The organism is Musicola keenii (assembly GCF_014855505.1).
GTDB lineage: Bacteria > Pseudomonadota > Gammaproteobacteria > Enterobacterales > Enterobacteriaceae > Musicola > Musicola paradisiaca.
Window position 1 is genome coordinate 12,757 of the sequence record NZ_JAAWVW010000014.1, and the last position, 18,404, is coordinate 31,160.

The 18,404-nt window shown below is 48.3% G+C and carries 19 protein-coding genes; 1 reads left to right on the forward strand and 18 read right to left on the reverse strand.

Annotated elements, in window-relative coordinates; all coding sequences use genetic code 11:
- Nucleotides 1-62 precede the first annotated feature (62 nt).
- From fliI to fliF, 4 genes are read right to left on the reverse strand one after another with little or no spacing between them, the layout of a single operon-like run.
- Complete coding sequence (fliI, locus tag HEP82_RS14360) at nucleotides 63-1,427, reverse strand: flagellar protein export ATPase FliI (RefSeq protein ID WP_012765160.1); 1,365 nt, start codon at nucleotides 1,425-1,427, stop codon at nucleotides 63-65.
- Nucleotides 1,427-2,122 carry a flagellar assembly protein FliH gene (gene fliH, locus HEP82_RS14365; protein ID WP_192458710.1) on the reverse strand — a complete coding sequence of 232 codons (696 nt, stop codon included), beginning with the start codon at nucleotides 2,120-2,122 and terminating at the stop codon, nucleotides 1,427-1,429. Before fliH ends, fliI begins: the two co-directional genes overlap by 1 nt.
- Entirely contained in the window at nucleotides 2,115-3,107 is a 993-nt protein-coding gene (fliG, locus tag HEP82_RS14370) for a flagellar motor switch protein FliG (RefSeq protein ID WP_192458711.1), read from the reverse strand. The genes fliH and fliG overlap by 8 nt, the downstream gene beginning before the upstream one ends.
- The gene (gene fliF, locus HEP82_RS14375) at nucleotides 3,104-4,813 is read right to left on the reverse strand and encodes a flagellar basal-body MS-ring/collar protein FliF (protein ID WP_192458712.1); all 1,710 of its coding nucleotides are present in this window, start codon (nucleotides 4,811-4,813) and stop codon (nucleotides 3,104-3,106) included. Before fliF ends, fliG begins: the two co-directional genes overlap by 4 nt.
- A 246-nt stretch (nucleotides 4,814-5,059) precedes the next feature.
- On the opposite strand from fliF, the gene fliE reads away from it, so the two are divergent.
- Nucleotides 5,060-5,395, forward strand: a complete 336-nt coding sequence (fliE, locus tag HEP82_RS14380) for a flagellar hook-basal body complex protein FliE (protein WP_192458713.1) — start codon at nucleotides 5,060-5,062, stop codon at nucleotides 5,393-5,395.
- 227 nt (nucleotides 5,396-5,622) lie between these two features.
- On the opposite strand, the gene fliT is transcribed toward fliE, so the two are convergent.
- The 14 genes from fliT to flgB form a co-directional block, all read right to left on the reverse strand.
- On the reverse strand, nucleotides 5,623-5,997 hold the full coding sequence (fliT, locus tag HEP82_RS14385) for a flagellar protein FliT (protein WP_192458714.1): 375 nt from the start codon (nucleotides 5,995-5,997) through the stop codon (nucleotides 5,623-5,625).
- 118 nt (nucleotides 5,998-6,115) lie between these two features.
- A complete protein-coding gene (gene fliS, locus HEP82_RS14390; RefSeq protein ID WP_407938293.1) occupies nucleotides 6,116-6,523 on the reverse strand; it encodes a flagellar export chaperone FliS in 408 nt (135 codons plus the stop codon).
- Between the two features lie 21 nt (nucleotides 6,524-6,544).
- Entirely contained in the window at nucleotides 6,545-8,044 is a 1,500-nt protein-coding gene (gene fliD, locus HEP82_RS14395; protein ID WP_192458715.1) for a flagellar filament capping protein FliD, read from the reverse strand.
- Between the two features lie 279 nt (nucleotides 8,045-8,323).
- Nucleotides 8,324-9,262 carry a flagellar hook-associated protein FlgL gene (gene flgL, locus HEP82_RS14400; protein ID WP_192458716.1) on the reverse strand — a complete coding sequence of 313 codons (939 nt, stop codon included), beginning with the start codon at nucleotides 9,260-9,262 and terminating at the stop codon, nucleotides 8,324-8,326.
- A 63-nt stretch (nucleotides 9,263-9,325) separates the two neighbouring features.
- Nucleotides 9,326-10,981, reverse strand: coding sequence for a flagellar hook-associated protein FlgK (gene flgK, locus HEP82_RS14405; RefSeq protein ID WP_192458717.1), 1,656 nt, complete (start codon nucleotides 10,979-10,981; stop codon nucleotides 9,326-9,328).
- A 100-nt stretch (nucleotides 10,982-11,081) separates the two neighbouring features.
- Complete coding sequence (gene flgJ, locus HEP82_RS14410; protein ID WP_192458718.1) at nucleotides 11,082-12,059, reverse strand: flagellar assembly peptidoglycan hydrolase FlgJ; 978 nt, start codon at nucleotides 12,057-12,059, stop codon at nucleotides 11,082-11,084.
- The gene (locus HEP82_RS14415; RefSeq protein WP_192458719.1) at nucleotides 12,060-13,169 is read right to left on the reverse strand and encodes a flagellar basal body P-ring protein FlgI; all 1,110 of its coding nucleotides are present in this window, start codon (nucleotides 13,167-13,169) and stop codon (nucleotides 12,060-12,062) included. It abuts the gene before it with no gap.
- Nucleotides 13,170-13,179: 10 nt separating this feature from the next.
- On the reverse strand, nucleotides 13,180-13,893 hold the full coding sequence (locus HEP82_RS14420; protein WP_192458780.1) for a flagellar basal body L-ring protein FlgH: 714 nt from the start codon (nucleotides 13,891-13,893) through the stop codon (nucleotides 13,180-13,182).
- A 45-nt stretch (nucleotides 13,894-13,938) separates the two neighbouring features.
- Nucleotides 13,939-14,721 carry a flagellar basal-body rod protein FlgG gene (flgG, locus tag HEP82_RS14425; protein ID WP_012765147.1) on the reverse strand — a complete coding sequence of 261 codons (783 nt, stop codon included), beginning with the start codon at nucleotides 14,719-14,721 and terminating at the stop codon, nucleotides 13,939-13,941.
- A 21-nt stretch (nucleotides 14,722-14,742) separates the two neighbouring features.
- Nucleotides 14,743-15,498 carry a flagellar basal body rod protein FlgF gene (locus HEP82_RS14430; RefSeq protein WP_012765146.1) on the reverse strand — a complete coding sequence of 252 codons (756 nt, stop codon included), beginning with the start codon at nucleotides 15,496-15,498 and terminating at the stop codon, nucleotides 14,743-14,745.
- 21 nt (nucleotides 15,499-15,519) lie between these two features.
- On the reverse strand, nucleotides 15,520-16,719 hold the full coding sequence (flgE, locus tag HEP82_RS14435) for a flagellar hook protein FlgE (protein ID WP_192458720.1): 1,200 nt from the start codon (nucleotides 16,717-16,719) through the stop codon (nucleotides 15,520-15,522).
- A 72-nt stretch (nucleotides 16,720-16,791) separates the two neighbouring features.
- Complete coding sequence (locus tag HEP82_RS14440) at nucleotides 16,792-17,469, reverse strand: flagellar hook assembly protein FlgD (protein ID WP_192458721.1); 678 nt, start codon at nucleotides 17,467-17,469, stop codon at nucleotides 16,792-16,794.
- A 21-nt stretch (nucleotides 17,470-17,490) separates the two neighbouring features.
- Nucleotides 17,491-17,895, reverse strand: a complete 405-nt coding sequence (gene flgC / locus HEP82_RS14445; RefSeq protein WP_012765143.1) for a flagellar basal body rod protein FlgC — start codon at nucleotides 17,893-17,895, stop codon at nucleotides 17,491-17,493.
- 5 nt (nucleotides 17,896-17,900) lie between these two features.
- Nucleotides 17,901-18,314 (reverse strand): flagellar basal body rod protein FlgB, encoded by a 414-nt coding sequence (gene flgB / locus HEP82_RS14450; RefSeq protein WP_192458722.1) that lies wholly within the window; start codon nucleotides 18,312-18,314, stop codon nucleotides 17,901-17,903.
- Nucleotides 18,315-18,404: the final 90 nt, after the last annotated feature.

Sequence of the window (18,404 nt, forward strand, 5' to 3'; positions counted from 1 at the left end):
ATACAGTCCAATCCTACCCAACGCATTCCTTGCGGAGATAGCGAGGAAATCCGCTACTCCCTTCACACAGTAAAGAGCTCGCCTAACTGCTGTAGGGCATGATCTTCGTCGCACCGTTCATACATACCCTGCTGTAAAAAGCTTTCCATACGCGGATAAAGCTTTATTGCTTTATCAAGCAGAGGATCACTACCTGCAGCATAGGCGCCAACACTGATTAGATCCTTATTACGCTGGTATACCGATAATAGCTGTTTAAATTGTCGCACTTTTGCGTAATGTGATTCGTCGATTAACGACGTCATTGCACGGCTAATCGACGCTTCAATATCAATCGCAGGATAATGCCCTGACTCAGCGAGCTGACGCGACAACACAATATGTCCATCCAGTATCGCACGGGCGGAATCAGCGATAGGGTCTTGCTGGTCATCTCCCTCGGTCAATACAGTGTAAAAACCCGTAATCGACCCTCCCCCATGAATCCCATTACCAGCGCGTTCCACCAGTGCGGGCAATTTCGCAAATACGGATGGCGGATAGCCTTTTGTCGCTGGGGGTTCACCGATCGCCAATGCAATCTCACGCTGCGCCATCGCATAGCGTGTCAACGAATCCATAATCAACAGCACATGATACCCTTTGTCACGGAAATCCTCCGCAATCCGGGTCGCATAGGCCGCCCCCTGCATTCTCAACAAGGGTGACACATCCGCAGGCGCAGCGATCACCACAGAACGAGATCGTCCTTCAGCGCCTAAAATATTTTCAATAAAATCTTTGACTTCTCGGCCACGCTCTCCGATCAATCCAACGACAATCACATCAGCTTGCGTATACCGGGCCATCATACCAAGCAGGACGCTTTTCCCTACGCCAGAGCCGGCGAATAGCCCCATTCTCTGACCGCGCCCCACCGTCAACAGTGCATTGATTGCTCTCACGCCCACATCAAGTACATGATCAATCGGCGTCCGCTGCAGTGGGTTGAACGGTGGCGTTGTCAATGATGCACGATACCCTGTTTCAGGAAGCGGCAACCCATCAAGAGGCTTACCCGCACCGTCAAGGATGCGCCCCAACAACGACATACCCAGCGGCAATTTTTTCCCCTGCCCTTCATTATCTCCACCAATTCTGGCATAGACACGGGCGCCAGGAACAATGCCATCCACTTCTTCCAACGGCATCAGAAACAGCCTCTGCCCATTAAAGCCGACGACTTCGCTTTCAACTTCCTGCATTAAATCGCCATGGGGGCGCTCAATCATACAGGTAGCCCCCAGTGGCAGGTGTAATCCGGTGGCTTCAAGTACCAATCCCGTTGCGCGGGTCAAGCGCCCATAACGACGCACAGTTGGAGTAGATGCCATCCTTTTTTCGATGGAATCCAGCGTTGAGAGCCAGCGAGAGAGCCGCACAGTCATTATAATTCCCCCGGTGCGGCCAACCGACACAGCTCATGCCAACGTGTTGCGATACTGGAATCCAGATCGCCATCATCAGCACTGATCTTACATCCCCCCGGATGTAATTGGTTATCGGCCAACAAACGCCAGCCATTAGCAGCCAGCGCTGGCCCGAGATGCTGCTCGATTCGCTCCATGTCGGACGGATGAACCCGAAGTTGAGGTTTCCCGCTAAATAAAGGCTCTTGCTGAATCATTTGCTGTATCTGGTTAAGCAGTGCAGAACCATCACAAACCGGTGATTGCCCAATGACTTGTTTCGCCGCAGTCAATGCCATTTGCATCAGTCTGGAAACAATGACGCTATCGAGAGAATCGAGCGTTTGCTGAAAATCAGTCACCATCTGCTGCATTTGAGCAGCCAAAGGCTCCTGCTGTTTCAGACCTTCCTCCACACCCTGCTGGCGACCAGCTTCAACGCCTTGCCGGAATCCCTCCTCATACCCCTTTTGATGCCCCTCCTGATAACCAATTTCCTGCGCTCGCAGTTGTACTTGCTCACGCAACAGTTCCAGGCTGTTATCAGGCTCAGAATCCACCTCGGTAAACTGCGGAGTTGCATCAAGGGGCTCGTCCAACACCGGAAGAACCGGCTCACTCAGGTCCTTCAGTTTCCAGGGACGCCACGGCAACTCGTTCGAATGATTAGACATAAGCGTCGTCACCACCGCCAATTATCATTTCACCACTGTCGGCAAGTCGGCGAACAATAAGCAAAATGGCTTTCTGCTCGTTCTCGACCTGCGACATACGTACCGGCCCGCGCGTTGCCAGATCATCACGCAGGATTTCAGCCGCACGCTGCGACATATTGCGCAGGAATTTGTCCCGCAATGCATCGTCTGCCCCTTTCAGTGCAATAAGCAGCGATTCGGACTCCACTTCCTGCAACAGGCGCTGAATACTGCGATCGTCGACATCGACGAGGTTCTCAAACAGGAACATTTCATCAATGATTTTTTGCGCCAGCTCACCATCAAACTCGCGCACGGCTTCGATAACCGCTTCTTCCTGTTGTGTTTTCATCAGGTTAATAATCTCAGCTGCAGTACGAACACCGCCCATCTTGCTGCGTTTGAGATTTTGGCCGTCTAGTAGACCATTGAGCACTTCGGTCAATTCAGCCAAAGCCGCAGGCTGCACCCCGCCAAAAGTTGCAATACGCAACATGACGTCATTACGTAAGCGTTCATCAAACAAGGCCAGGATATCTGCAGCCTGGGCACGCTTCAGGTGGATAAGAATGGTCGAGATAATCTGCGGGTGCTCGTCTTTAATGAGATCGGCCGCCATTTGCGGCTCCATAAAGTTGAGCGTTTCCATACCGGAAGAGGTTTCCTTGCTCTCAAGGATATCCTCCAGCAATGACGCAGCACGCTCTTCACCCAAGGCTTTGACCAGTACAGACCGAAGATAATCGCCCGCATTGACGCTAAGCGCAGCATACTGCTCCGCTTCGGCCTCAAACTCCCGCAATACTTCCATCAGCTCTTTATTGGAAACTTGCTTCATATTGGCCATGGCAGCACTTAAATGCTGAACTTCACGCGCAGACAGGTGAGTAAATACCTCTGCGGCGCGATCTTCGCCAATTGTCATCAACAGGATGGCGCTTTTTTCAGTTCCAGTCAGACTCATAGTTCAGTACTCATCCATTGGCGAATAACCAGGGCGCAGACGCGCGGATCATTTTCGGCCAGGTCGCGAATACGCTGACTCTGGTGCTCAGCGCTGGCACGTTGCTGCGATTTCCGCTGCTGTTCCTGCTCTTCACGACTCAGTTGGACAACAATATCCTCTTCCTGTTTTGCGGCGGAGAGCCCTTCCATAAGTGCCTGCTGTTGGGCACGTTTCTGCATCTGAGGTCGTACTGTTTTGCGCCACAGAATCCAGGCGACCAGCAAAACCAGCAACCACTTGCCAATGCTGATTACGAGGTCAAGAAACGCCTGTTTCTGCCAGAAGGGCAATTCTCCGCTACCATCCGTCACTTCATTGAACGGTGCATTCACAACATTAAGAGTATCGCCCCGATCACTTGAGAATCCCATTGTTTCACGGGTCAGAGACTCGATCTGTTTGACCTGCTCTTCACTTAATGCAGCAGCCTTACCTTCGCTATTCAGCGCATAATTGACCACTACCGCCACAGAAAGACGCTGGACATTACCTGCACTTTGCTTGGTATGACGAATCGTCCGGTCAACCTCATAGTTGATCGTCGAATCCCGACGAGTATTTGAAGACTGTAATCCTGAAGCGGACGTCCCCGTCTGTGCGCCAGCACTGGCATTGTTTGCCGCGTTTGTCTGACCGGCGGTATTTTGATTGGTCTGATTGCCAGGTGTTGTAACCGGTGCCGTTGGTGTTGCGGACGGTTGGTTCGACAATGCGCCAGGTACGCCGCCAATATTTCTCCCCCCCAACTGCTCACTTTGACTCGATTGCTGCGAACGTACAGCAGCTTGATTCGGTGTTTGATTGGGCTGATATTGTTCGTCGGTTTGCTCACGATTTGAAAAATCGATCTGAGCCGTCACTTGAGCATGCACATTTCCCATACCGACGATTGGCGTCAGAATGGCCTCGATACGGCGTTGATAACGACCTTCAACTTCCGTCGCATATTTGAGCTGCGCCGCGTTTAGATCACGTCCCGCCGCATCCGTTTGGCTCAAAAGACGGCCATTTTGATCGACAACCGTTACATTCTCAGGCGGTAACCCAGAGACACTGCTGGAAACCATGTAAACAATGGCGTTAATCTGCCCTTCATCAAGCGCTCTGCCTGGTTGCAGGTTCAGTGTCACCGAGGCTGACGGTGATTTTTGCTCCCGGACAAAAAGCGAAGGTTTAGGGATAGCCAGATGAACGCGGGCGCTATGAACAGGACCGAGCGTCTCAATCGTTCTGGACAATTCGCCTTCCAACGCGCGTTGATAATTAATCTGTTCACTAAACTGGCTGATCCCGAACTTCTCCTGATCAAGCAGTTCAAACCCTACGGCACCGCCTTTCGGGAGCCCAAGTTGCGCCAATCGCAAACGGGTGTCATAAATTTTGTCGGAGGGAATAAGTATCGCACTGCCATTGTCGGCAAAACGATATGGCACGTTCATTTGCGTCAGTTGAGTGACGACCTCGCCACCATCACGATCGTTAAGATTGCTGTAAAGCACTCTATAATCAGGACTTTTAGCCCATAAAGCCAGTGCTGTCACAACGGCTACCGCAAACGCCGCAGCAATAAGCAGTGGCACTCTTGGGTTAGCGCGTAGCCGATTAAGTACAGCAGTAAATCCGTTCATACTCATCGCGGGCGAACTGCTTTTCACGGAGCTCATGCACTCTTCCTGCCAATTAACATCTTGATAGTTATTGATAAAAACAAAATAGACTCCCTGATAAGCAATGGCTGTTTAGCAGCTTAAGCGTTCACCTTTCTGGTTTGGGCGATATATTATTTCCCTGCACAGCACAATTCTATGGGTGAATTAGCAAATGTTTTTATAGCTATTTAAGCGCTTAGGGTGCCGGGTATTCTGGTACATTGATAATCAATTATCCATGACTGTTCTTGGGGCTTGAAAATGTCAGTGCAAGGAATTGAATCTGTTCTGCACCAACTGCAATCTGTAGCGACACAGGCGGTATCAACCAACTTGTCCAGCACTTCCGTTGATACAAATGAAGTTGCGGCAGGTGTTGGTTTCGCACAAGAGATGAAATCCGCGCTGGATAAAATCAGTCAACTGCAGGAAACGGCTAAAACTCAAGCTCAACAATATGAATTGGGCGAAAAGGGCATCGCGCTTAACGATGTCATGGTTGACTTGCAGAAAGCGTCATTATCGTTGCAGATGGGTGTTCAGGTTCGAAATAAACTGGTATCCGCTTATCAGGAAATCATGAACATGTCCGTCTGAATGTTGCAGAGCACGTATCTAATCTACGAGCTCGGAGTATATTCGTAATAAAAAACGAGTGCAGATATTATCTACTCTCGTTTTTTATTATGCGTGATATTGTTTAGTATCGAATTCAAATTAAATCAGTGGTGTGTAAATACACTGCTTGGATATGCCTAACTCAACAAACTATAGTTGATATTACAGTTGAAATAATGAGGTACGAAAATGACTATTACTCGACATTACCGTTTGCCACCACCAGGAAGCATTGAGTTACCACTTGAAAATTTATGATATGCCGCATTAACAGACTGCTGACGAGCGGACTGACCAATCAACTCTCTTAATTCGTCCATCCGCGCTTGTAGCTTATCCCGTATAGTTTGTTCATTATTAAGGATTTTTTCCAGATACACTTTAATGCGTTCCTGATCGAGCGGTGTAAGGATTAGATTTTTTCCCTCAATCAGTGATGTCAGCTTACTAACTGCGCTAAGGTATTCTTGTTCTAATTCGATAAGTTTTTCCCACTCTGACTGTATCGCCAATTGCAACATGCGATCGCTTAATTCTAGTATTTGTTGATAACAAATAAGGGCTGATTTGTGGGCATCCATTAGTCTTTTCCTGGATCTATACTATATTGACGGCTCTGTATCACTGATATCATTTGTCATTCCGTCTCATCATATGAAAATCATTCAAGCCGTATAATGAACCTATGAGAATTCAGAATTATCCTTCGGTATTAGGACTAACTGGATCGACTTGCTTCCAGGCATCCGCAATTCCCCGCAACAACTCCGTTATATTCTGTAGCAACTCGCGGTCATTGCGTAGGTTAGCATTCAATAATTGCCGAATCATATAATCATATAATTGCGCCAGGTTAGTGCTTATCTCTCCTCCCTTTTCCATATCCAAGGAAGCTAACAGGCCGCTATCAATTATTCTTACGGCCTTTGTTATAGCATTCCCTTTCGCAACAGTGTCGCCTTGCTCCATGAAAATATCAGCCCGAACGAGAGCACTGATAGCGCCATCAAACAACATAGTGATCAGCTTATGAGGACTGGCGCTCATTACGCCACTTTCTAGCCCAACCTGAGCATATGCTTGCGAACCATACATTGTTGCTGCCATCACTGCCTCTGTACTCTGTGATTAACTGCTGGAACTTGTCAGCTGTTCGAACATAGATGTCAGCGTATCTGACGTAGAGTTAAGTTCAGATACCAGAACATCCAATGCCACAAACTGTTTTTTATAACGCGCCATTCTGGTTTCAATCTGGCTCTGAGTAGCTGTATAGTTATCCGCCAATTTATCAATAATTGACTGGATACCTTCCTCCGCACCATCAATCACCCCATCGTCTTCGGTATAGGTTGAAATAGCCGAAACCATCTGGGTTGCCAGGCCTGTCGTCTTGCCATCCCCTACAAAGAAATCCGATACTGCAGACGCATTTTCAGTCAGCGCATTAATTAATGTATCGTCGTCAAGTGACAAGGTACCGAAAATGGTATTGCCGTTATCATCTGTCGAAGACGATTCAATGGATATACCGAGTTGCGTGATTACTTTGTATGTATCGCTGCTTTGAGCATGACTCAATAACGACTTAAGCTGACTCTTGACGGACGTCAGAACTGAGTCACCGACCAGAGCACCATTATCTGTAGACTGTGTCTCACCAGCATCAACTGAAGTATATTTCGATAAGGTAGCAAAGGAACTGAGCAATGTATTGTACGCATCAACCCAGTCGCTCACTGCACTCACTGCATCCGTAATGCTCTTGCTGACGATCAACGTTTCGGCTGATGAAGACACCGAAGAAAGTTCAAGCGTTACGCCTTCCGCAGGAACATCAGTGACAGTATTGCTGCTTCGCTCAATAGAAATACCGTTAACCGTTAGCTTCGCATTCTGTGCGGCAACCTTTTCCGTCATCCCATTCGATGTGGACGTACTGTCGCCATCGTACCCGATAATACCGTTTAACGTCGTGTCATCACTGCTGACAGTAAAGGTCGATGCTTCGCCGGTATCATCAGATGTTAACGTCAGCTGATAGCTACTATCGCCAGATTGAACAATGCTGGCCGTTACACCGGCCTTAGCTGAGTTAATTGCACTGGCAATCCCCGAGAGCGTAGTCTGAGAATTTGTCAGCGTGATATCAACTGCTGTATTACTACCAACTGTAATCGTCACTGTGCGACTGCTCAGGCTGCTATCGCCCAGTTCGGTAGTTTTGCTGCTTTGCGCCTCACTCGCCAATGTCTGGGAGGTTGCCAACTGAGTGACCTGAACAGAATAGCTGCCGGTTGAAGCGGTTGATTCAGCGGTAGCCGTAAAAGATGTGTTCGTTGACGTTTTTTTCGTTGTATAAAGCGAACTATCCGACAGTGCTTCCGTCGCGGTTGAAAACGTCTCCAGCGCGCTTTGCAGCGTACCGTAAGCTGTCAATTTCGCTTCATAACTGGTCTGTTTAGTCGTAATTGCCGTAAGTTTCTGATCTTCGACTTCTTGCAGAGACTCCAACAGAGAACTCAGGTCAAGACCCGAACCAACGCCAAGCGAAGATACCAGTCCTGAGCTGCTTGTCGATGTGCTAGTACTGGTTGATGAACTCGTACTACTCGTTGTCGTTGCCATTATTCAACCCTTTCAGAGATTTCATCCGTTCATTTATACATTATCGGTAACAACTGATAAAAGTTTACACATATCAACTTATATCCGTAGCACCCGTACTTTTGCTTCGGAAGCGAAATTTTCTGCAATCAATGCCTTACCAGAGGAAATATCATCAATAGCAGGTAAATCTGTTATAAACAAAAAAACGGCGTATCGCTCATTTTAGTAAAACAAACGATACAGCCAAAAGAAATACGCCCGGTTTAAGCGTATTCAAAACCATAGAATCTTTAAATATCAGCTATTCATTTCGAATAACGATAAAGATTGCATCGATGAGAAGGCCGTATAGGCTGCCTGCAGTGTGGCTTTCCTCAACGTATTTTCAGAAATAATATCGTACCAGTCAGTCGCATCAGCGCCTTTCAGGCTGGTCATCAAATCAGAGTAGATAAGATCCTTGCTATCACCAGCGCTATCAAGAGTATCTAATTCGTTAATTTTGCTTCCAACAGAAGCCTGGATGGTAAGAACATCATCAAGCGAATCGGACATTCCTGTAGTTGCTGTACCAAGTGCAGCCGTATAGGTATCCATATTGGTGTTGTCACCATTTGTATCATCAAGCGAGATGTCTAACGCATCCAATACATTATTGATGTGGGTAAAAATATCACCAAAGACATCATCCCCAGTATCACCAACCGTCATTGTCCGACTGGCATCCACTTTCTGGCTGATTGCCGTATCGCTACCTACATAGCTGATAACACTCGGGTCGCTAGTGGTATCTTCAGAAAACGGTGCTGAGCCTGTCTTATAACCGGCAAAAATATAATTGCCGTTAGAGTCTGTACTATTGGCCAAACCAAGAAGCTGATCTTTATAACCCTGCAATTCTGTTTTCAAAGACTGACGATCAGTATCACTGTACGTCGTATCACCAGCCTCAACGATCAGAGTCTGAATATTCTGAATAACATCAGTAACTTGATCCAATGTCGTCGTCTCAAGCTTCAAGCTATTCGATGCAGAAGAACGAGATGTCGCATACTGAGCACTGCTTGCCTGAGTCTGTGCCAGAATAACGGCCTGGGCAGAAGCGACAGGATCGTCCGAAGGCGAATTGACCTTTTGCAGGTTTGACAACTGAACCGACGACTCCTGATATCGTGAGTATGAATTGCTGACACTCTGCTGATTCTGCTTGTAAATTATTGCGGTACTCAGACGCATGGTTTTCGTCCTCTATATTCGTAATCAATTCGAGCCAATATACTACCTGGAGATATTTACCAATCAGCCAGAAATTGCCGACAGCAGTGAGTCGAAAATAGTATTGGCTGTACTCAATATTTTGGCATTCGCAGTATAGTATTGCTGATAACGTTGCAGATCGACGTACTCTTCATCCAGATTTACACCCGATACAGACTGCTGTTTTTCCGTCAATTGATCGACAATCGTGGACTGCGTTTCACTCTTGGTTTCGGCACCGCTTGTTTTAACGCCAATATCACTGACAAGCGCAGCATAAGCACTGTTTAATGTGGTATTGCCATTGATAAGCTTACTATTCTGCAAGTCTAATAATGCCGATGCGTTACGGTTATCACTCTCTCCAGAACTGGAATCGTCCTGCCCGGCGGCCAGCAACGCTGGATCACTGATGGCGACTGACAGACCTGAAATCACGTCACTCACCGTATTCAGTGTGAATTTATCACCCGAACTGGCGGAGCCGCTTACCGTAATCTCGACACCATCAAAACTCAACGTCGTATTACCACTGGAATCTGACCCTGTCGTATAGCTCACGCTGGAACCATCAGATGACTTGGTGACTGACCACGAACCGCTCTTGTAGCTCAGAACATAATCGCTGGCTTGAACAGAGGAAGTGTCGGTATAACTGGCAGTCAACGTGGCACTTCCGCTGTTATTGCTATTACTGACCACTGTCGGCGAAGAGAACGAGAAGAAATCGGTACCTGCATCGCCATTAAGATCAATACCCTCTTTATGCTGTGTATTGAAACTGTCGGCCAGCGTAAGCGCAATCAAGTTCAACTGATCTCTGGCGCTATCCAGCGCTGACGAGCGAAAGTTAAGCAGGCCATAAACGCTACCACTCTGCAAATCATCCTCGTCCAATTCGATAGGGTCGCCAACACCGGTATCATAAGCCAGCACAGTGCGCGAAGAATCACTACTCGAAGTCACAGCCTTCATACTGTAGGACGTATCGCCCTGAACCAGAGTTAACCCATTCTTAAGACTTATCGATACCATACTGTCCTGCGTCGTCACATCAACACCGACGATATCATTAAGCTCGCTAATAAGTTGATCCCGCTGATCAAGAAGCTGATTTGCAGCGCTACCAGATGCGCCAAGTTGAGAAATTTGTTTATTTAATGTGGCTATTTGCTGTGTGTAGCTATTAATTTGATCTGCGCTACTTGAAATCGAAGAGTTAATTGCAGAGTCCATATCACGTAAATATTGATCGGTACTCACAAACTGGTTAACCATACTTTCGGCGCTACTGATCACTGTCTGGCGAGCAGATGTATCGCTCGCGTTCTCACTTAGCGATTCCAGTGCGGTAAAAAACGAAGACATCAATGTCGAAATACTGCTATCACTGTCTGACAGTAAATCGTCAATTTGGGAAACTTGTTCATAATAAGCATTAGTAGCCTGATACGTGCTTGAGGCGCTTCTAAGCTGACTAACAACCAAAGAATCATATGCACGATCGATAGATACAACGGAAACACCATTGCCTACAGAGCCATATGTTTGGGTAGTCCCAGCTGTCTGCGACAGAGAAACACTCTGTCTGTTATAGCCATCCGTACTAGAGTTACTAATATTATTCGATGTAGTGCTGAGAGCTACCTGAGCGGCTTTCAGGCCGGAAGATGCAATGCTGATTAAAGAACTGCTCATGAGCTTCCCTTTTATTAAAGATTTGTATCGACAATGACACTTGATTCAAGTATCGGCAGCACAACACGAAACTTGAGCATCAAAAACAAAAAAAGCGCACTCAAAATAAGCCGCTTATATCGTGGGTATACGCTTTAACTGCTTTTTGAGAGACGTTTTTGATTTGCCCGATGATTTGAACCAATTTATCGCCATACCGCGGATCAGTAGCATAGCCGGCACGTTGTAAAGCATAGGCAGCCTCTTCGGCGTTACCTGCATTGACTACATCTTTATAACGCGAATTATTCGTCAGCAGAGAAATATAGTCATTAATAGATTCAAGGTAGGAGTCATATACTCGAAATTTTTCTTTTACCCGATACGAACGTCCGTTTTCGAATTCTGTCGTCCATATCTCCGTGACTTTCCCATCCCAACTGTTTCCCGCTTTAACACCAAACAGATTGTGGCTGGTTTTCCCCTCTGACGTCATGATCTCTTTTTTCCCCCACCCCGACTCCAGCGCAGCCTGAGCCATAATGAGATAATGTGGGATACCTGTTTTCAGGCTTGCAATCATGGAAGGAATCGAAAGTCTATCGGTAAAATTGGCCGATACAGGGGGAAGTTCTGAGTATTCGCGGCCATCACCTTCACGATCTGACGATTGGCCAGAGCGGCGCATCAACTCGCCTGCCAGTGCAGGCGTTAATGCCGTTGGGGAAAAATCATCCGATGTCAACGGCATTGCCGTTTTACCGACATCATCGCCTACTTCTCCCTTAAAATTTTTCCCCAACTGCTTCACCATCATATCGGCAAGCCCCAGACCTTTGGCAGACAAGTCCTGCGATATCTGCTGATCGTACATGCTGGTAAACATGCGGGTTTGCTGACTATCCATGATTCCATCCTGAGGTAATGCGGATCGCATACTCTTCAGCATCATATTGACAAATAGCCCTTCAACCTGCCGAGCAACCTTTTTTAATGCTGCGGGGTCACTTTTCCCCGCGTCATTACGCAGCTTATTCAACGACTTTACGTCATACGCTGCGGATGCTTGCTGGTCGACGGATTTATCAAGCGGAATCATTTAGATAATCTCCACCTGGGCTTTAATGCAGCCTGCGCTACGCATTGCCTGGATAATCGACATCAGATCCATTGGCGTCGCACCTAGCGCATTCAACGCTCGAACGACACTGTTAAGATTGGCGCTGGCATTCACGCGCTGCAATGCACCGCCTTCTTGCCTGACATCAATCTGCGTCTGCTGGGTCACTGTTGTCTGACCGCCGGCAAGCGGTGTATTGGGCTGACTGACATTTTGCTGATTATTCACGACCACCGAGAGATTGCCCTGAGCGACCGCGCAAGAATCAAGAGTCACGTTGCGATTCATCACCACCGACCCCGTCCGGGAATTGATGATCACTTTGGCGTCCATTTCGCCGACATCAATGTTGATGTCCTGAATCTGAGCCAGGAACCGAACCTGCTGCGTATTGTTAGCAGGAATAGTAACTTCGATGGTTCTGCCGTCTATAGCTCTGGCGGAACCCGATGCACCATAGCGATTAACCGCATCACTCACTCGCTGTGCTAGACTGAAATTGTCATCCTTTAACTGCAGGATCAACCGATTACTGGTGCCGAACGTACTTGGCAATTCGCGTTCGATAATGGCCCCGCTATTAATTCGCCCACCAGACAACTGGTTAATCTTTACCTGACTCCCCCCAGAAGAAGCACCAGCCCCCCCCACCAACAGATTTCCCTGTGCAAGGGCATAGACCTGATTATCCACCCCTTTCAGCGGCGTCAATACCAACGTCCCGCCTTTCAGGCTCTTGGCTGATCCCAACGAAGATACGACAACATCAATGCGTTGACCGGCTCGAGCAAACGGCGGGTAATTAGCCGTCACCATCACCGCTGCCACGTTTTTCAACTGCATATTCGTACCACTGGGAACAGTGATACCTAACTGGGACAACATGTTGGTCAAACTCTGTGTCGTAAAGGGGGTTTGCGTCGTCTGGTCGCCGGTGCCATCCAAACCGACTACCAGCCCATATCCAATCAGCGGGTTATCGCGCACTCCCTGGATATCCACCAAATCACGCAAACGCTCAGCGTTAGCCGTCAACGACAGCATTAGCGATAACGTGATAAAGAAAAGTGTTAACCACCTGACCCGCATGATAAACCTCTTAAAATGGTGCAACATTCAGGAAGAAGCGCTGCAGCCACCCCATTTCCTGAGCTTCATTGATATAACCTTTACCAACATATTCGATACGGGCATCAGCAACTTGAGTGGAAACAACCGAGTTTGTTCCGGTAATCGTGCGAGGATTAACCACGCCAGAAAAACGGATATATTCCGCTCCCTGATTGATGGCTATCTGCTTTTCCCCGACAACTTTTAGGTTGCCGTTGCTTAACACTTCTCTGACCGTCACGGTAATCGTACCGGTAAAAGTGTTGCTCGCCGTAGCGCCCCCTTTGCCGGTAAAGTCATTTGTACCTGCGGCATCCAAGTCTGCGCGTTGATTACCAAACAGCCCTTGCAACATTCTGGGAGCCGTCGTCACGGTGCTGGTTGCTGAACCATCCCGTGAGGCACTGGCGGTAGAACTCTTACTCGCGCTGACATTTTCCTGCAACGTGATGGTAAGGATATCCCCCACATTACGGGGACGACGATCCTCAAACAATGGCTGGTAGCCATAATTCATCGGCTGGACAGTCTGAAAAATAGAACCATTGGTGGCATACATAACGGCCGGGGCGGGTTGCGCAGTTGTGTCGCCCTCAACCAAGTTCTTGTGCGGCATATATGCACACCCGGCAAGCGCGATGGCTGCCGAAACCAGCAACACTGCTCGGCCGGCCACCTCCCTTCTCCTGCGTTGATCCTTCATGCAAATCAGCATTTTTTTTCTAATTAACACCATAAATATGTGTTCTTAAATTTGCGTCAGACGTTGCAACATGGAATCAGACGTAGAAACAGCCTTACTATTTATTTCGTAGGCACGCTGAACCTGAATCATACTGACCAGTTCTTCCGCCACATTGACGTTAGATGTTTCGACGTAACCCTGATAAAGAACACCGGCGCCATTCTGCCCAGGAGTCGACTGAGTCGGCGCCCCAGAGCTTTGCGTTTCCTGATACAGATTTTCACCTAGGCTCTGCAAACCGGCCGGATTGATAAATGTGCTCAACGTCAACTGCCCCACCTGGGTCGATGCTGTCTGCCCCTGCAGGGTTACACTGACGGTGCCATCGCGTGCGACTGTCATTGTTTGGGCCGTAGTGGGAATAGTGATCGCCGGCTGCACGGTATAACCGCTGGCAGTGACCAGCTGACCATTGGCATCCAATTGAAATGAGCCATCACGAGTATAAGCCGTGGTGCCATCCGGCATCAGCACTTCGAAAAAACCCTGGCCATTAATGGCGATATCCTTGGTGTTCTCTGTCTGCTCCAAGTTGCCCTGGCTATGCAATCGCTCAGTCGAAACCGGACGAACCCCAGTCCCTAGTTGCAGCCCTGAAGGAAGGTTTGTCTGATCCGATGACTGAGCTCCCGGCTGGCGCACAGTTTGATACAGCAAGTCTTCAAATACCGCACGCTGACGCTTGAAACCATTGGTACTAACGTTTGCCAAGTTGTTGGAAATGACATCCATATTGGTTTGCTGGGCGTCGAGGCCAGTCTTGGCAATCCAAAGTGAACGAATCATATGTTTACCCTTAAAAATTTATCAGCTTACGGATAACAGTTTATTGGCGCTTTCCGCGTTTTGATCGACGCTTGCAATCACTTTCATTTGCATCTCGAAACGCCTTGCACTGCCAATCATGTCCACCAGAGACTCAACAGTATTAACGTTGCTGCCCTCAAGCACGCCCGGCATCACTCTGACCGTAGGGTCAGCAGGCAGGGCATTCCCCACCTGTTGACTCGCAGCAGGAGAAACATGGAAAAGGCCATCGTCACCACGCACCAACTGAGTCGAATCCCCTTTGACCAGCTTCAAAGCGCCTACCTGAGCAACCGTATTAGGCGAATCGCCATCCCCGAGTGAGGCAACCGTACCGTTCGCAGAGATAGTGATGCTGGCTTGCGTCGGCACAACCAACGGCCCTGCATCGCCGACAACCGGAAATCCCTGGATAGTCAATTGCCCCGTCGGATCGATCTGGATAGAACCGTTGCGGGTATATGCTTCTTCACCATTCGGCAGTTGTACCGCCAGCCAGCCATCATTCTGTACAGCGACATCAAGAGGCCGTGACGTGTAATCCAGCGGCCCCTGCGACATATCGGCACCCGGTGTGGATGCTATCGACAAGGTTCGTGTCGGCAATGTCGGGCCATCAACGGGCACAGCACGCATGGCACTCAACTGGGCCCTAAAGCCTGGCGTAGAGGCATTAGCGAGGTTGTTCGTGATGACCGACTGCTGATCAAGCGTCTGACTCGCCGCACCCATCGCGGTATATATGGCATGATCCATATTTCTACCTTGCTTCTGTTATTAACGCAGGTTCACGAGAGTATTCAGGATGGCATCCTGTGTTTTGATCGTTTGCGCGTTGGACTGATAGTTACGCTGAGCAACTATCATATTGACCAGTTCCTGACTGATATCAACGTTTGACGACTCCAACGCACCACTGGTCAAGGTACCGAATACGCCGGTTCCCGCTGTACCCAGCAGCGCCTGTCCCGAGGCAGACGTTTCAGACCACACGTTATCACCTTGCGATGACAAGCCTTGTGGATTAGAGAAACTGGCCAGAACAATCTGCCCGAGCAATTGAGTCTGACTGTTGGAGTAGGTACCTGTAATTGTACCGTCATCATTGATGGTATAGGACGTCAGACTGCCAGCGGTATAACCATCCTGGCTCTTGGTATTAACGCTACTGTCCGAGTTCTGCTGAGTGGTCCCCGTAAAATCGATACTAAAAGTATTCGCGGCGGAACCATTCAGTGAATTGGTACTGATATTGAAAGAAGTCGTCCCGGTGATCTGCCCACTGGTACTGAAAGAAATAGACCCCAGATCCTGTGCAGTTGCCGAAGAATCACTGCTGTCCAACGCATGTACTTCCCAGGTATTATCTGCCGTTTTGGTGAAATACAAGTTGACGGTATGAACGTTACCCAGACTGTCATAAGTTGTCAGCGACTGAGTCCAGTTATATGTGCTTGAATCTGTTGCATCGAAGGTCGTGGTGATTGCATCTTCACCAGAATCCAAGTTCGCAGAGAAACTGGCTGTGCTGGTAGCACTTGCCGCCATGCCCGAGGACGAAATATTCAAAACTGTTGGTTGAGAACCTGCAGCAATACTCGGAGGAGTACCTGTAGCTGCGTACCCTGTCACATAATAACCGGTTTTTGTCACCAGGTTACGATCCGAATCCAGCGTAAATTCACCATTGCGCGTGTAATATACGGACCCACTATCATCAGTAACCCGGAAGAAACCGGTTTTTGAAATAGCGACGTCCGTGCCGACATCGGTTGATTCCACCGTACCGTCACCGAAGTTCTGTGTTACGGATGCAACTTTAACCCCCAACCCTACAGCAGAGTCTGCATAAATATCTGCGAACGAGACACTTGCTGATTTAAATCCCGTCGTTTCAGAGTTGGCAATGTTGTTACCAATCACGTCCAAATTGCTGGAAGCAGCATTCAATCCACTTACCGCTTGTGAAAAACCCATTTCGAGGCTCTCCTGAATAGTTAATAACTAAATTACAGTGACAACTCACATTTAAAGGGGATTGATACCCACTTAAATGATCTGTTTTACGTCACTCAGCGAGGCAGTTCCTGAAAGCCCCAGATTAAGCACTGCATCACTGGAATCCGTGTTGACACCATAAACCAATGCATATTTTAGTGGGGTTGCAGTAACGGTAGAGCCAGAGGAGGATGTTGCTGTTACCGTATAGGTATAAGAACCTGCATCCACCGCAGTGCCGCTATCGTTAGTGCCATCCCAGCTGTAAGTCTGAATGCCCGCACTCTGCGACCCCAGATCTACCGTTCTTACCGTATTACCGCTGGAATCTTTGATCGTCACGACGACGCTGGTTGCAGCGCTATCCAACTCGACGCCGAAAGCCGTCGTGGAGCTATCATCACCCACCGTAATACTATTGCCTTCGATCAGGACGCCATTACCAATCAGAGTTGAAGCCTGCAGCATTTCGTTGGTATCAAGCTGGCTGGTAATTGAACCCAGCGTGGTATTGATCTCTTCGATACCGCTGAGCATGCTGATTTGCGCCAATTGCGTTGTCAGTTGGCTGTTATCCATGGGATCCGTCGGATCCTGATTTTGCAGCTGTGCTACCAGAAGCGTCATGAACTCATCTTGGAGATCTGAACTGCTGCTTCCCGTACTGGATGTTGAAGATGTTGTGGTACTGCTACTGCTCGATTCGGTAAGTGAAACTGCAACACTCATAGCCTTCCCTCCCCTGCTATATTACTGGCCCAGCGTTAATGTCTTTTGCATCAACGTTTTGGCAGTATTAAGAACTTCGACATTAGCCTGATAACTGCGCGATGCGGAAATGGAGTTAACCATTTCTGCCGCCACGTCCACATTGGGCATGCGGACATAACCACGCTGGTCAGCTAACGGATTACCCGGCTGGTAAACCAGCTTGTCCGGGGAGGGATCTTCGACAACGTCATCGACCCTGACTCCACCGATTTCCTGGCCTTCGGTTGCAGCCAATTTAAAAACCACCTGCTTGGCGCGATAGGGTTGACCATCAGGCCCTGTGACACTATCCGCATTTGCCAGGTTGCTGGCGCTTACGTTCATACGCTGCGATTGCGCGGTAAGAGCCGAGCCTGAAATTTCAAAGATACTGGTTAATGACATAACGATTATTTATCCTGTAATACTGACGTCATGCTCTTGATCTGACCGCCCAGCAGAGTGAGATCTGTTTGATAACGCAAGCTATTATCAGCAAAGTTTGTGCGTTCTCTATCCATATCAACGGTATTCCCATCCAGAGCTGGCTGATCGGGAACCCGATACAACAAATTCAAATCAGGAAACGACTCGCCAGATACTTCAATATGCCGAACCGACGTCGTCGTCAGAGAAAGCGAACTTTCTGATGCACGCCCTTGCTTCATCGCTTTTTTGAGCTCATTCGCAAAATCGATATCCCTAGCCTGATAGCCCGGGGTATCTGCGTTGGCGATGTTACCGGCAAGAATTTCCTGGCGCTGAGCCCGCAAATTCAAAGCCTCTTGCATGAAACGAAACGACGCATCGATTTTGTCAAGCATACTTTTCCCTTAGGAAAAAAGATTAAGGTAGAGTGACGATAAACAGCATAAACTCCGCACGCTAACTTTATCGTTGGAATAACGGTGAAA

What these genes read in the sequence shown, in the direction of transcription:
- flgE (WP_192458720.1), bottom strand. Translation starts at nt 16,719, where the DNA reads ATGGGTTTTTCACAAGCGGTAAGTGGATTGAATGCTGCTTCCAGCAAT.
- HEP82_RS14420 (WP_192458780.1), bottom strand. Translation starts at nt 13,893, where the DNA reads ATGAAGGATCAACGCAGGAGAAGGGAGGTGGCCGGCCGAGCAGTGTTG.
- fliF (WP_192458712.1), bottom strand. Translation starts at nt 4,813, where the DNA reads ATGAGCTCCGTGAAAAGCAGTTCGCCCGCGATGAGTATGAACGGATTT.
- fliI (WP_012765160.1), bottom strand. Translation starts at nt 1,427, where the DNA reads ATGACTGTGCGGCTCTCTCGCTGGCTCTCAACGCTGGATTCCATCGAA.
- fliS (WP_407938293.1), bottom strand. Translation starts at nt 6,523, where the DNA reads ATGGCAGCAACAATGTATGGTTCGCAAGCATATGCTCAGGTTGGGCTA.
- flgL (WP_192458716.1), bottom strand. Translation starts at nt 9,262, where the DNA reads ATGCGTCTGAGTACCGCAATAATTTACAAGCAGAATCAGCAGAGTGTC.
- fliH (WP_192458710.1), bottom strand. Translation starts at nt 2,122, where the DNA reads ATGTCTAATCATTCGAACGAGTTGCCGTGGCGTCCCTGGAAACTGAAG.
- flgK (WP_192458717.1), bottom strand. Translation starts at nt 10,981, where the DNA reads ATGAGCAGTTCTTTAATCAGCATTGCATCTTCCGGCCTGAAAGCCGCT.
- flgB (WP_192458722.1), bottom strand. Translation starts at nt 18,314, where the DNA reads ATGCTTGACAAAATCGATGCGTCGTTTCGTTTCATGCAAGAGGCTTTG.
- HEP82_RS14430 (WP_012765146.1), bottom strand. Translation starts at nt 15,498, where the DNA reads ATGGATCATGCCATATATACCGCGATGGGTGCGGCGAGTCAGACGCTT.
- fliG (WP_192458711.1), bottom strand. Translation starts at nt 3,107, where the DNA reads ATGAGTCTGACTGGAACTGAAAAAAGCGCCATCCTGTTGATGACAATT.
- fliT (WP_192458714.1), bottom strand. Translation starts at nt 5,997, where the DNA reads ATGGATGCCCACAAATCAGCCCTTATTTGTTATCAACAAATACTAGAA.
- HEP82_RS14440 (WP_192458721.1), bottom strand. Translation starts at nt 17,469, where the DNA reads ATGAGTGTTGCAGTTTCACTTACCGAATCGAGCAGTAGCAGTACCACA.
- fliE (WP_192458713.1), top strand. Translation starts at nt 5,060, where the DNA reads ATGTCAGTGCAAGGAATTGAATCTGTTCTGCACCAACTGCAATCTGTA.
- flgC (WP_012765143.1), bottom strand. Translation starts at nt 17,895, where the DNA reads ATGTCATTAACCAGTATCTTTGAAATTTCAGGCTCGGCTCTTACCGCG.
- fliD (WP_192458715.1), bottom strand. Translation starts at nt 8,044, where the DNA reads ATGGCAACGACAACGAGTAGTACGAGTTCATCAACCAGTACTAGCACA.
- flgG (WP_012765147.1), bottom strand. Translation starts at nt 14,721, where the DNA reads ATGATTCGTTCACTTTGGATTGCCAAGACTGGCCTCGACGCCCAGCAA.
- flgJ (WP_192458718.1), bottom strand. Translation starts at nt 12,059, where the DNA reads ATGATTCCGCTTGATAAATCCGTCGACCAGCAAGCATCCGCAGCGTAT.
- HEP82_RS14415 (WP_192458719.1), bottom strand. Translation starts at nt 13,169, where the DNA reads ATGCGGGTCAGGTGGTTAACACTTTTCTTTATCACGTTATCGCTAATG.